This window comes from Spirosoma spitsbergense DSM 19989 (assembly GCF_000374085.1).
GTDB lineage: Bacteria > Bacteroidota > Bacteroidia > Cytophagales > Spirosomataceae > Spirosoma > Spirosoma spitsbergense.
In genome coordinates, this window is sequence record NZ_KB893570.1 from 46,911 (window position 1) to 60,836 (window position 13,926).

Genomic DNA, 13,926 nt, shown 5'->3' on the forward strand with positions numbered 1-13,926 from the left:
GACTCTCAGTTTATACAAACCAGTCACCGTTTAGAATGACCTTTCCCGACCTCAAAAAATATACTTTCTCTGGCCATGACAGCTTTCAATGCCGATTGTTATGGCTCAAGAAAGGCTACGATTACCTACTCAATGAACATTCCTTTGCTGCCGACGACGCTCCCGTTCGGCTGGGCGTTGGCAACAATATGGTGCGCTCCATCCGGTACTGGCTACGCGCATTTGGCCTGACCGACGAGGACGAGAAACTCACCAAATTAGCGCACTTGCTCTTCGATAGCCAAACCGGCTTCGACCCTTTTCTGGAAGACCAGGCAACGCTTTGGCTATTGCATAGGCAGTTGCTCATTACCCGCCATGCGTCAACGTACTGGCTCATCTTTAACGAGCTGCGCCGTCGCCGACCCGAATTTGCGGTCGATGATTTCGTGCAGTACGTAACGAAAGTAAAGGCGGAACAGGAAAAATTTACGGCCAATGCCGACACGCTTGCCAATGATTTCAAGGTGTTTACTAAGTTATACATTCAGGGCGGGCGGCAGGCTAAAGATCGCGAAGAAGGCTTTGCCGGAATCCTTACCGAACTCGATCTACTTAAACCATTGGAACGCAAAGCAGACGATGGCAAGTCGCTCGGTACGGTATATTCCATTCCGCTGACTGACCGCGCCGACCTGCCCGCCGAATTAATCCTTTATTGCCTGCTCGATACACCCGGCCTGAGCCTTTCCATTAACCTCGAAACCCTTGAAACGGAGCCGGATATGCCCTGCGCGGTGTTCGCGATGAACCGGGCCGGTCTATTACAGAAGATCGATCAACTTACCGACCGATACCCTAACCTGCTCATTTATAGTGATCAATCTGGTGTGCGTGAACTCCAGTTCAAAGAAAAGCCGACCGACAAATTCCAGATTCTCCGCGATTACTATGTCCCAGCCCTTGTTTAACCAGTCGGTCAATATTGTTCGTAATGCCGATCGGACGCTGACCTATTATCCAACCGACAACACCCGGCGCATTGTATCGCAACTGCTTACCGATTACCATGCGGGATTGAGGGCTTTTACGCTCATCAGTTCGTACGGCACGGGTAAAAGCGCGTTTTTAACGAGTGCCAAAACCCGCCGTCGGCGCATGTCGGGCCTCTATGAAATACTATCAAAATCGCCCTTTCGACTAAAACAGGAGTTACGTCTGAAACGCAAGAGTTATGCAACTTCCTGATAGCGAACGCTTAGACGTTGCTAAACTCTCGTCGGCGTTTTCGAACACGACCAATTCCTACAAGTTTTACTGGTTGCTCGCCATTCTAGATTGCCTAGCTGAAACCGGGCAAACGCAGCTTTCCATGCGGGATTTATCACTACGTATGGTGGCTATGGTCTGGTATCCACTTGATTATTTCAAACTCTCGTTTGGCAAGCAGGACGGTTTTAAACCGATTGCCGATTACGTTTCTCAACTCCTGACAGTTGATAATAGCACGAACGCGCCAACCTTGTTCCTGCAACTGCAAAGCCGTCTTACCAATGCCGAATTAGAGCAGGTTTACCGGAAAGTCAAGATTCTACTTGATTGGGTACCGTATCGGTTTATCCGCCCGTTTTTCGCGCAGGAAACACGAGGTTTACTTGACTACAAAGTCAATAACCAAATTGTTGAATTAGCTAATAAGAGCCAGGATGCACCGTATCGTTTCTTGGGAGAGTTCATCGAGATAAATGAAGATTGGGCTGCCTATTTTAGCCGCCACCTATTCATTTTGCGAGGTTTCACGTGCTGGCATCTGGTTCGGTTTCTCCAGAAAAACAACCCAAACGTAACGGGTCTAACCGAGAAGTTAGATAAACCTGCCGAACGGGATTTAAAACAGGCCGGGCGTTTCTGGAAAGGTTATCTAGCCGAGAATCCGGGTATGTCGTGCATCTATTCCGGTCAGGCAATTACGACCTCGAATCTGAGTCTTGACCATTTTCTACCCTGGACGTTTGTAGCCCACGACCAGCTTTGGAACATCGTTCCAACCCCAAAATCGGTAAATTCAGCTAAAAACGATTGGTTACCTTCATTGGACTTATACTTTGATCGATACGCCCAACTTCAACACAAGGGGTTTAGTTTCTACGTTAAAAAGGGCAATCAAAAAATTCTGGAAGATTATCACGTACTATTCGCTCAAAACGTAGAATTTATTCGGCAACAATCGTTTACAGATTTTAAAGAACGGTTGGCACGTCAGATAATGCCGCACCTGCAAACGGCACAGAATCTGGGCTTTTCGCACCCGTTCATCTACAAAAAGCCGTAAATCCACAAAACCTGAATAGCCACTTGACCGCAAAACAGCGCGATGCCCCATCGCTGCCGGTTCGTATGCTACACGAACGGCGGTTGCTTCGGGGAACGGTTCTGGATTACGGTTGTGGCTTCGGGCAGGATGTTCAATCTTTGCGAACTAAAGGTTTCGACGCGGACGGCTATGACCCGCATTATTTCCCTGAAATCCCCAGTCACAAGTTCGACACAATTGTCTGCTTCTACGTCCTGAACGTTCTATTCCCCAATGAGCAAACCGAAGTGATGATGAACATTTCTCGGTTGCTTAAGCCTACTGGCCGGGCGTACTTCGTGGTTCGGCGCGACATTCAGCGCGACGGATTCCAAACGCATCAGCTACACGGCAAACCGGTTTATCAATGTTCGGTTACACTACCCTTCACATCCATTTTTCGGAACGAAAACACTGAATTTTACGAGTATCAGCATTTCAACCAGTTGCAAAACCGGTACGAAACTTGCCCTTTCTGCGTCCCGAAGCCAAAACTTAAACTGTTGGTCGAGACAACACAGAGTTACGCCGTACTGGATGGCTACCCCGTCAGCAAGGGCCACGCGCTAATTATGCCTAAAACGCATACCGTCAACTTTTTTGATTTGCCGTTTGCTAAACAAATGGATAGCTGGCTAGTAGCCAATAAAGTTCAGGAAATGTTAACCAAACACTACGCGCCGGATGGTTTTACGGTGGGCCTGAACATTGGTGCGGCAGCAGGGCAAAAATTCCCGCATGCAAGTATCCACATCATACCACGCTACACAGGTGACGTAGTGAACCCAGGTGGCGGAGTTCGCAACGTGATTCGTAAGAATCTGTGGTAACAAGCTAAGTACACTTGTAAATCGTTATCGTTCGGGCAGTTTTCGCGTTACTCCCGGCTCATCGAAGGCGGGGCCGTGTCGCCCGCCGTATTGTTTTACAACGAGAACACTAAAGTACCGGGACTATTCACGCAGTTCGATATTGTGGTGTTTGATGAAGCACAAACGCTGTCATTCAGCAGCCCCGACGAGACCGTTGCCAAACTGAAAGGGTATCTCGAACAGGGAAAATACTCGAAGGGTAAATTTACCGTTTCTGCCGATGCCGGTGCGGTTTTCATTGCTAACGTACAATTACCCCGCAGGGCGTACCAGTTCACCCCAATAACCTCTTCGGCGAATTACCCACGATTTTACAGGAATCGGCCCTGCTCGACCGGATTCACGGCATCCTACCAGGCTGGAACCTGCCCCGGCTCAGCACCGACGCCCTATCGAAAGGCGTTGGATTAAAAGCCGATTACCTCGGCAAAATTTTCCATGCCTTTCGCTTCCGCATCGAGTATGACAAGTTTGTGGAAGAACGCGCCTACCGCATACATTCGAAAGACCTGCGCGACGTGCGGGCCATTCTAAAGTTGGCATCGGGCTTTCTGAAACTACTTTTCCCTGATTTATCGACCGCTACCGAATCCGAATTTGTGCGGTATTGTCTCGAACCCGCCGTTGCTCTGCGCCAGCGACTCCGTGACCAGCTACATTATTTAGACCCGGAGTTCCCTAACTACGAAATCCTCATCAACCCCGAAGCTGCACCAAATGAAGTACACACGGCAATCTCTCTCGAAGAACCTGCTGAAGATTCGGAAGTGTTGGATACTAGTGCGTAGAGAATGACAGCTTACAGAATTAAGCAGATCAATTTTCTTACCCCGCCAGTTCCATCTTCAAAAACTTTCCGGTATAGCTTGCTTTCACGCCAGCCACTTTCTCCGGCGTTCCCTCGGCGATGATGTATCCCCCTTTATTACCACCTTCGGGACCAAGATCGATGACGTAATCGGATACTTTGATCACATCCAGGTTATGCTCGATAATGAGGACCGTGTTGCCTTTATTGGTTAGTTTGTTTAACACGTCCAGCAGATGAGCGATGTCCTGAAAGTGCAGCCCTGTAGTAGGCTCATCAAGGATGTAGAGCGTTTTGCCGGTATCTTTTTTCGAAAGTTCTTCGGCCAGTTTCACCCGTTGTGCTTCGCCACCCGATAAGGTTGTGGCATGCTGACCGAGAGTGATATAACCCAAACCGACATCGTTCATCGTTGTTACCTTGCGAAGAATTTTCGGCTGACTGGCAAAGAAGTCCAGCGCCTGTTCAACGGTCATATCCAGCACATCGGCAATAGATTTACCTTTGAAGCGTACCTCCAGCGTTTCGCGGTTAAACCGTTTGCCCTTGCAGGTTTCGCACAACACGTGGACATCAGGTAGAAACTCCATTTCGATTTTCTTCATGCCCGCGCCTTCGCAGTCTTCGCAACGGCCGCCCTTTACATTGAACGAGAACCGACCGGGCTTATACCCCCGGATTTTGGCTTCGGGCAGTTCAGAAAAGAGTGCTCTTATTTCCGAAAACATGCCAGTATACGTCGCAGGATTGGAGCGGGGGGTTCGGCCAATGGGCGACTGGTCCACCTCAATTACCTTATCTAGGAACTCCAGTCCCTCCACCGTCTTAAACGGTAACGGTTCGCGCTTCGACTTGTAGAAGTGTCGATTTAGTACTGGAAACAAGGTTTCATGGATGAGTGATGACTTCCCACTTCCCGATACACCCGTAATGGTGACCATCCGGCCAAGCGGGAGTTTCAGCGTTACGTTCTTCAGGTTATTGCCCGTAGCATTTTTTATGATCAGAAATTTGCCGTTGCCTTTTCGCCGTTCGGTAGGTACGTCTATAGCGCGCCGGCCGCTCAGGTAATCGGCGGTGGTACCGCCGTTGCGGATGAATTCTTCGGGTGTTCCTATACCAACCAACTGCCCCCCGTGCCGGCCTGCACCAGGACCAATGTCCAGAATAAAGTCCGATTCGAGCATCATGTCTTTATCGTGCTCAACCACCAGCACCGTATTGCCCAAATCACGCAGGTTTTTTAGTGAGTCTATCAACTTGACGTTGTCGCGCTGGTGCAGACCGATACTTGGCTCATCCATGATATACAGGACTCCTACTAACTGCGTTCCAATTTGGGTCGCTAACCGAATACGCTGGGCTTCGCCCCCCGATAAGGTCCGTAAGGGGCGGTCGAGGGTGAGGTAATCAAGACCGATGTCCATCAGGAAACCGATACGTTTACGGATTTCTTTCAGAATTTCTTTGGCGATTATATTTTGCCGGTCCGTCAGGCGGCTTTCCAGGCCATTGAACCAGTCCGACAGTTCCGAAATATCCATCCGGGCCAGTTCGGATATGTTCTTTTGGGCAATTTTAAAATAAAGCGACTCTTTTTTGAGCCGGGCGCCTGCGCACTCAGGACAGGTTTTCACGACCATAAAGTCTTTTAACCATTCCTGTATTTTATCCGTACTATTTTCCTGTTGCCGCTTCAGAAAATGGACAATTCCCTCAAACTTGAAACTGTACGTTTCAGCAGCTGCTTTTTCAGAAGATACCCCGTCTGTTAGTTCTTCCGTTCCATACATCAGTGCATACAGCAAATCGGCCGGGAATTTAACGACGGGCGTGGTAAGGTTGAGTTTATACTTTTTCAGGATGGCCTCAATCTCCTTAAAAATCCACAATTCCCGGTACTCGCCCAGGGGAGCAATAGCGCCCCTGCTTATACTCAGCGATTTATCCGGAATGACCGACTCCTCCGTTATTTCTTCCACAACACCTAACCCATTACAAACGGGGCAGGCACCGTAAGGCGAGTTAAACGAAAATGAATTGGGCGACGGCTCATCGTAACTAATGCCCGATTCGGGATCCATCAAGTTTTGAGAAAAGTAGATTAAATGCCCCGAACCATCCAGCATTTGCATCGCCCCTTTTCCCTGTTTCAAAGCCGTCTGTACTGACTGACTCAGGCGGTACCGGTCGTCTGGCTTAGGCACGAGACGGTCAATCACAATTTCGATGTCGTGAATTTTATAGCGATCCAGCTGCATCTTGGGCACAATGTCCTGCACTACGCCATCTACCCGCACTTTGGTGTACCCGGTTTTGGCAATCTGTACGAACAATTCCCGATAATGACCTTTCCGGCTTTTAATAATTGGGGCTAACAGCGTTAACTTCTGCCCGACATACTGCTCCAGAATGGTATCAATAATCTGGTCCTGCGACTGACGTTCCATTTTGCGGCCTGTCAGGTAGGAAAAGGCTTCGCCGGAGCGGGCGTAAAGCAATCGAAGAAAATCGTATATCTCGGTTGTCGTACCGACCGTGGAGCGGGGATTTTTTGATGTCGTTTTCTGCTCGATGGAAATCACCGGACTCAGGCCGTTGATTTTATCTACGTCGGGACGCTCCATATTGCCGATGAACGAGCGGGCGTAAGCCGAAAAACTCTCCATGTAACGTCGCTGACCTTCCGCATAAATCGTATCGAAGGCCAGCGACGATTTGCCGCTGCCACTGATACCCGTCACCACCACCAATTTATTGCGGGGAATGGTAACGTCGATGTTTTTGAGGTTGTGTTCGCGGGCACCCAGTACTTCAATCTGGTCGTATCCCGTCAGGTCTATATCAGTAAGGCCGGATTGCCGGGTTGTAAGCTTTTCTTCTGTCGTCACGCAGCGTTGGGTTATTCTAAACAACAACGAAAAGGGAAGGGGGAGAGTTTCCCGAAAACAGAATGGATTTGTGCGTATAGTCCCTTTGCCACTATCCAACAAAAAGGGTCCGGGCAGAACAATGATGTTCTGCCCGGACCCTGGTTTCACCTGTTTTTTCTTATTTAAACTTCCTTAAAAGAAAGATAACCGAAGAACAAACGGACTGCCGTAAATAGTGCGAGCCAGGTTATTATCATTGTAATTAAGATTATACAGCGCGGTCAAATTAACCCCGAATCGACGCGAAATAGGTTGTGAGTATGTTACACCGACCAAAGGAGATGTCAGCGCATCACTCGTCGTGCGGCCTGTCTGGTTTTCCGTCAGTTGAACCGTAGTACTTTCCAGTTCGCCATGCAGATACAGATTGGGCAGTATGGATGGAATGAATTCATACATTAAAAAACCACGACCACCGTACTGATTGTACGTCAGGTAAGGAACAGTGGTTCCCGTGTTAGTATACGATTTATAGCGCGTATAGGTGTAGCTTCCACCAATGCCAATAATCATCCGCTCAGTGGCTTGATAAGCAATAACGGGCGAAACACCCAGGCTGAATGGGTTACCGAAACGAAATCCATTGATACCACCGCCAAAACGAAGCCGCTGGCCAAATGGTAAAGGACGCCCTTCAGGCGTTTGTGTTTTCAAAGGGTCATGGCCTTGGTCCCGGCGATCTTCTGGGTCTTCGGTTAGTTGTCCGAACGCCAGACTACTGCTCAACAAAGCCGTGATAAACAGTACCTTTCGAATATAATTCATGGTATTTTTTACAGAAAATTAACGTATACTCCTTAACGAAATTAAAACGTAAATTCTTTTACTTCGGGGTCATTCAACAGACGTTTTATACATTTTTCATGGTTTTTCTTCGCCCCGTTAACGCGCCAGTGCCCGATGATTTCCATACCAATTCGCTGCTGCTGGCTACGGGTCGGCGATAAGCCACATTCTTCAAAGAAATCTTCGTACCGTTTCAACGTCTTATTATGAAAGGCAGTCACGATTCTATAATCTCTTGACTGATTCAACTTCTGAATCCAACCGTCGAATTTGACCAATAGTAGCAGCGAACCCAGCACAAATACAAACCCTATGATGGCAACCTCATACTGACCAGCGCCTATACACATACCTAACGCAGATACGACCCAAACCGTTGCGGCCGTTGTCAGACCTTTTACCCGATTATCTTCACGAAAGATGATACCCGCCCCCAGAAAACCGATACCATTGACAATGTTAGCAGCAATACGGTCGCCAGACCCGCCAATGCGGCTGGACAGCATAGTGAACAGAGCTGATCCTACGCAAATCATAATCATGGTGCGCAAACCAGCCGCCTTGCCATGGTATTCACGTTCGGCTCCAATTAGCCCACCTATTAGTAAGGCGGCACTCAATCGAATAATATCTTCCTCTGCAAATACCATAGCTATAAAGTACGTGTAGCCGATGACGGAATCGGCCTTAAAACCTTATCATTCTTTAGAAACCATATCCCGAAATAAACCGTTAAAATCAAGATAGAGTTTACCCTCATTACCAACGAATGATTCAGACCACGGAAACCGGCCCAGCCGGTACAATACCTTCTGTTGACAATCTAGACCCCAAGCAGTTTATCATCATTAAAGGGGCGAAAGTACATAATCTTAAAGGAATTGACGTTGCTATCCCCCGTAACAAACTAGTTGTGCTGACGGGCCTATCAGGTTCCGGCAAATCATCGCTGGCATTCGATACCCTGTTTGCCGAAGGACAGCGTATGTATGTCGAAAGTCTGAGTAGCTACGCCCGGCAGTTCCTGGGGCGTATGGAAAAACCTGAGGTTGAATACATCAAAGGCGTATCGCCCGCCATTGCCATCGAGCAGAAAGTCTCAACCCGTAATCCACGCTCAACGGTTGGTACCTCCACGGAGATATATGACTACCTGAAATTGCTTTTTGGCCGGGTAGGTATCACCTACTCTCCCATTTCGGGCCACGAAGTGCGTAAGGATACAGTTACGGATGTTGTCAACTTCATGTATGGGTTTGAAGCCGGACAGCGGGTCATGATTATGGCTCCGCTCCACGTTCGGGAAGGGCGAACCCTGGCTTATGAACTGAATATACTGATTCAGAAAGGCTATACGCGGATTGTAGCGGGTGGGCAGGTGCTTCAAATTGAAGATGTACTGGAGAACGGTGCCCGGATTGACGTAGAAGGTGTTAACGCCGATGCGCCAAATTCGCTGGAAATCCTCGTTGACCGGGGTACGGTGCTGTACGACGAAAATAATCAGCCGGACGAGGATAACCAATATCGCTTTTCTGACTCCGTGCAAACGGCCTTCAGCGAAGGTGAAGGCTCCTGTCGGGTCGACATTGTGGGCAGAGAGTCCCGGATTTTTTCGGACCGGTTCGAAATGGATGGAATCGTTTTTGAAGAACCTAGTGTCAACCTGTTCACCTTCAATAACCCCTACGGGGCCTGCCGTCGGTGCGATGGGTTTGGCAAAGTGCTGGGTATCGATCCGGATCTGGTTGTTCCGGATAAAAATCTATCCGTTTTTGAGGGTGCTATTGCTCCCTGGCGCAGTGAGAAAATGAGTGAAGAGTTCCTGAAGCCGCTGCTCAAAAACGGCATTCGGTTCGATTTCCCCATTCATCGTCCTTATAAGGACCTGACCAATGCCGAACGGGACTTACTCTGGACCGGGAATAAATACTTCGACGGGTTGGATTCATTCTTCAACTTCGTCGAAAGTCAGACGTTCAAGGTACAATATCGGGTGATGCTCTCCCGCTACCGGGGCAAAACGACCTGTCCTGAGTGCCGGGGGTCGAGGCTTCGCAAAGATGCAGGCTACGTGAAAGTAGGGGGCAAGTCTATTACCGACCTGGTTCTGTTACCGCTCACTCAGGTTACCGCTTTCTTTCAGGGTCTGGAACTGCCCGTTCAACTGCAACAGGTTGCCAACCGTATATTGATTGAAATTCGGAATCGTCTGGATTATATGGAGCGGGTAGGGCTTGGTTATCTAACCCTCAACCGACTCACAAACTCACTATCTGGTGGTGAATATCAGCGTATTAAGCTGGCTACATCGCTCGGCTCAGCCCTGGTCGGCTCCATGTATATTCTGGACGAACCCAGTATTGGTCTGCACCCCCGTGATACCAAACGGTTGGTGAGTGTCCTGGAATCGCTGCGCGACATGGGCAATACCGTCATTGTCGTTGAACACGAAGAAGAGGTCATGCGCTCTGCCGACCAGCTTATTGACATTGGTCCGGACGCCGGTTCATTGGGTGGCCATCTTGTATTTCAGGGTACCTGGTCTGATATTGAACGGATGGAAGGCGAACCCATATCAATTCCTCAAAGCCCCTATCCATCGCACACGATCGACTTTTTGACGGGCCGGGAAACGGTACCGGTACCGACTTTCCGCCGTAAGTCCAGCAATTTTATCGAATTGAGAGGGGCACGGGAAAATAATCTAAAAGACGTTGATGTCCGGTTTCCGCTCAATACCCTGACCGTGGTGACGGGCGTTTCGGGTTCGGGCAAGAGTACGCTTATTCGGAAGGTTCTCTACCCGGCTCTGATGCGGAATCGGGGGGAAGCGGCCGAAGAAGCGGGGAAATATAACTCACTGGAGGGTTCGCTCAACCGGATTTCGGCCATTGAAATGATTGACCAGAACCCCATCGGTAAATCAAGTCGCTCAAACCCGGTTACGTATATAAAAGCCTACGACCACCTGCGTCAGGTCATGGCCGACCAGCCTGTATCGAAATCGAGGGGGTACAAGCCGAGTCATTTCTCGTTCAACGTAGATGGTGGACGCTGTGAAGTATGCCAGGGCGAAGGCGAAGTAAAAATTGAAATGCAGTTTATGGCCGACATTTACCTTAAGTGTGAGGGTTGTGGCGGTAAACGGTTCAAACAGGAAGTACTGGAGGTAACACTGCACGATAAAAACGTGGCGGATATTCTGGATATGACCGTTGATGAAGCCATTACGTTCTTCCGCCCGGTAGAGCCAAAAATGGCCGACAAACTACAGCCTTTGCAGGATGTAGGACTAGGTTACATTGGTTTGGGACAATCGGCAAACACCCTTTCTGGTGGGGAAGCCCAACGGGTAAAACTGGCTTCGTTTCTGGGAAAGGGGAATCCAAACAAAGGTGGTACCCTGTTTATTTTCGATGAACCGACCACGGGACTGCACTTCCACGACATTCGTAAACTCCTCTCCGCCATCAACGCGCTGGTTGATCAGGGGGATTCGGTCATTATTATCGAACACAATATGGAGGTTATTAAAAACGCCGACCATATCATCGACCTCGGCCCCGAGGGTGGCGAAACGGGAGGATACGTTACGTTCACAGGAACACCGGAAGAAATGGTCAAACTAAGCGATGGCAATTATACGGCGGAGTACCTGAAGGGAAAGGTATAGCGTCTGGAAGGACCGTTAAAACAATAAAGGACATGAGAATGAATGTTCCTTCATGCTGCCAATCAACTTCTCGCGTATTTTTGCCTGAATCAACGTATTATGCTGTTTCATGTCCACCTCCGTTAAGTGGGTTCTTCTTCTACTTTGCTGGCCGGTTATAACCGTTGCCCAGCTCCAGATTTCGCATCCGGGAACACGCTTTGTGGTGCAGCGCGGTGCCAACGGAAATGGACAGCTGTATATATCTGGCCGGTTTACAGGTTTGGCAGACCGGGTGGAAGCGCAACTGACACCGGTTGCAGCGGGTCAGGGAACAGCCACGGGTTGGCAACCAGTGCAGGTCAATCCAGCCAATAACATTTTCCTGGGGGCTATTACCGGCGTTGGGGGCTGGTACGTACTAACAGTCCGTACGATGCTGAACAATACGGTGGTGGAGCAAACCTCTGTTCAGCCAGTGGGCATTGGCGAAGTATTCGTCACTGCCGGACAGTCGAACTCACGGGGCCTGGGTATTGGCGATAACGACCTGGGAACCAACACCGACCGGGTGAGCGCAATAGATTCCATCAATCATTATTACCCTCCGGGAAACAGCCCGCTCGTTTCCTCTGGCGATCCTTCACCCGTGCCTAGATTTAAAGCGTTAACCGCAGCCAAACGCGTGTTTCCCATGGCCGAAAGTTCGTGGGCGTGGGGGGAGTTAGGCGACTACATCGTTACCCGTTATAATGTCCCCGTTGCTTTCTACGTAACGGGTTGGGACGGGTCCACCATAGAAAATTGGTTTAAGACGGCCAACGGCCAACCCACCTGTAACCGCTATAACTGCACGGCCGGGGACTGGCCCAATCTACAACCGTATACCAATCTTAAAAACGTAATGCAGTATTACCTGTCTGTAGCCGGCGTTCGGTCCGTTCTGTGGCAACAGGGTGAGGCCGAGTACGGGGATGCCAATTCCGGTAGCATTCCTCTCTATGCAGACCAGCTAACGAACGTTATCCAAAAATCGCGGCAGGATTTTGGCGGACGAAATCTGCCCTGGATGGTAGCCAGAGCCTCTTTCGACGGCAGTGTAACCCGTCAGGCTGTTATTGACAAACAGAACCAGGTAATCAATACGCCGGGTTTAAACGTTTTTCCGGGACCCAACAACGATGGCTTCACGCTTCGTAATGCAGGTTCAAATGACGTACACTTCCGTAATAGCAGCCGTCCCTCTCCGAATCCGCAATATTACCTGAATAACAATACCATTCCACCGGATATGGGCCTGTCTACGTTAGCCCGTACCTGGAATAACAGCCTGGACAATGCTTTTTTTCAGAATGCCCAGCCGATTACTCCTACGCAGTTTGCCGTGACGGGAAATCTGGCTAACTACGTATTACCCGGTTCTACCCTTGCTGTGTCTTTTGCTTCAGTTGGCTCATTCAATGGGGATAATCAGTGGCAGGTGCAGTTACTTGACTCACTGGGGCAATACCTGAGTGTTCTGGGTAGTGGAGCCACCAGCCCCATTCAGGTTACATTACCCGGAAACCTGCAAAGTGGCCGCTTCCAGATTCGGGTAGTGGCCTCATCACCCGCACTACCCGCCGTACCGTCTAACTTATTTCAGCTAACCAACCAGGCCGATGTCAGTCTAGGAATGGATATCGACCAGCGAATTCCGGATATCAACACACCCGTTACCGTTAGCATTTCCGTTCGGAATGATGGCATTGGTCAGGCCACGGGGGTAGTTGTCAGAAACCGGCTCCCTCCTAACCTGGCCTTTATTTCCTCGTCCGACTTTTCCGCCAATGAAGGTGTACTGACCAGTTCTGCCCTTACTGTTAATGTTGGTGAAGTGAAGGTTCTTAATTTCATAGCGCAGCCAACGGCAGCTGGTATCTATCAGAACGCAGCTGAGGTGGCTCAGGAAACGAATACGGATAGTGACAGCCAGCCCAACTCCGGCACAGGTGATGGACAGGATGATGCCGCCCAAGTCGATTTCCGGACCCGTCAGAGCAGTAATTCACTGTTTGTATCGCCTAACCCAAATCAGGTACCACTACCCGCCGTGGCCAGTAACCAGCCCGCACCTGACCCTAACAAAGCGGATGTCAGCATAAGTTTGGCCGTCGATACCCGAACGCCGAAAATAAACGATGTAGTCACGTACACGCTTACGATAAAAAACCAGGGTGGTTTGTCCGCAACGGGTCTATTCGTAACGGCTTATCTGCCTAGTGGCCAAACGTTTGTATCGGGGGATGATTTCGGCCTGTCGGGTGGTAACCCGGTGAGTGGGGTAAGTAGTCTGGCGGCTGGCAGTAGCATTTCAGTTCGGTTCCGGGCTACCATTACCGCAGCGGGCTATAGTACCTGTAGTGCTCAGGTAACTGCCGTTAATGAACCCGACCCGGACTCTACGCCTAATAATGGTACAACTAACGGAGAAGATGATACCGCACTGGTTGATTTGAGGGCACAGTAACGGCCCTATACGTTCTGTACGATCCTGCCAG

Annotated in this window: 10 protein-coding genes and 1 pseudogene; 8 read left to right on the forward strand and 3 right to left on the reverse strand. The window is 49.6% G+C overall.

Annotation, left to right across the window (positions count from 1 at the left end; translation table 11 throughout):
* Positions 1 to 35: 35 nt before the first annotated feature.
* The 6 genes and pseudogenes from B157_RS0123525 to B157_RS40145 all read left to right on the forward strand — a co-directional run bounded on the left by B157_RS0123525 (position 36) and on the right by B157_RS40145 (position 3,992).
* Entirely contained in the window at positions 36 to 950 is a 915-nt protein-coding gene (locus tag B157_RS0123525; RefSeq protein ID WP_020605765.1) for a DUF4007 family protein, read from the forward strand.
* Positions 931 to 1,227: a hypothetical protein gene (locus B157_RS0123530; protein ID WP_020605766.1), complete on the forward strand. Its 297-nt coding sequence runs from the start codon at positions 931 to 933 to the stop codon at positions 1,225 to 1,227. The genes B157_RS0123525 and B157_RS0123530 overlap by 20 nt, the downstream gene beginning before the upstream one ends.
* Positions 1,214 to 2,311 carry an HNH endonuclease domain-containing protein gene (locus tag B157_RS0123535; RefSeq protein WP_020605767.1) on the forward strand — a complete coding sequence of 366 codons (1,098 nt, stop codon included), beginning with the start codon at positions 1,214 to 1,216 and terminating at the stop codon, positions 2,309 to 2,311. Before B157_RS0123530 ends, B157_RS0123535 begins: the two co-directional genes overlap by 14 nt.
* A 23-nt stretch (positions 2,312 to 2,334) precedes the next feature.
* Positions 2,335 to 3,162 carry an HIT family protein gene (locus B157_RS0123540; RefSeq protein WP_020605768.1) on the forward strand — a complete coding sequence of 276 codons (828 nt, stop codon included), beginning with the start codon at positions 2,335 to 2,337 and terminating at the stop codon, positions 3,160 to 3,162.
* An 18-nt stretch (positions 3,163 to 3,180) separates the two neighbouring features.
* Positions 3,181 to 3,615: pseudogene (locus tag B157_RS40140) on the forward strand (BREX system Lon protease-like protein BrxL); the annotation flags it as partial.
* Entirely contained in the window at positions 3,543 to 3,992 is a 450-nt protein-coding gene (locus B157_RS40145) for a BREX system Lon protease-like protein BrxL (RefSeq protein ID WP_281168502.1), read from the forward strand. The pseudogene B157_RS40140 and the gene B157_RS40145, both read left to right, overlap by 73 nt.
* Positions 3,993 to 4,029: 37 nt before the next feature.
* Here the strand turns inward: B157_RS40145 and uvrA (B157_RS0123555) are convergent, their stop codons facing one another.
* The 3 genes from uvrA (B157_RS0123555) to B157_RS0123565 form a co-directional block, all read right to left on the reverse strand.
* A complete protein-coding gene (gene uvrA / locus B157_RS0123555) occupies positions 4,030 to 6,903 on the reverse strand; it encodes an excinuclease ABC subunit UvrA (RefSeq protein WP_020605769.1) in 2,874 nt (957 codons plus the stop codon).
* 174 nt (positions 6,904 to 7,077) lie between these two features.
* A complete protein-coding gene (locus B157_RS0123560; RefSeq protein WP_020605770.1) occupies positions 7,078 to 7,710 on the reverse strand; it encodes a hypothetical protein in 633 nt (210 codons plus the stop codon).
* Between the two features lie 41 nt (positions 7,711 to 7,751).
* Positions 7,752 to 8,381 carry an MgtC/SapB family protein gene (locus tag B157_RS0123565; RefSeq protein WP_020605771.1) on the reverse strand — a complete coding sequence of 210 codons (630 nt, stop codon included), beginning with the start codon at positions 8,379 to 8,381 and terminating at the stop codon, positions 7,752 to 7,754.
* A gap of 119 nt (positions 8,382 to 8,500) precedes the next feature.
* Between B157_RS0123565 and uvrA (B157_RS0123570) the strand changes: the two genes are divergently transcribed.
* Positions 8,501 to 11,407, forward strand: a complete 2,907-nt coding sequence (gene uvrA / locus B157_RS0123570) for an excinuclease ABC subunit UvrA (RefSeq protein WP_020605772.1) — start codon at positions 8,501 to 8,503, stop codon at positions 11,405 to 11,407.
* 109 nt (positions 11,408 to 11,516) lie between these two features.
* Positions 11,517 to 13,895, forward strand: coding sequence for a DUF11 domain-containing protein (locus tag B157_RS0123575; RefSeq protein ID WP_020605773.1), 2,379 nt, complete (start codon positions 11,517 to 11,519; stop codon positions 13,893 to 13,895).
* The last annotated feature ends 31 nt before the right edge of the window (positions 13,896 to 13,926 follow it).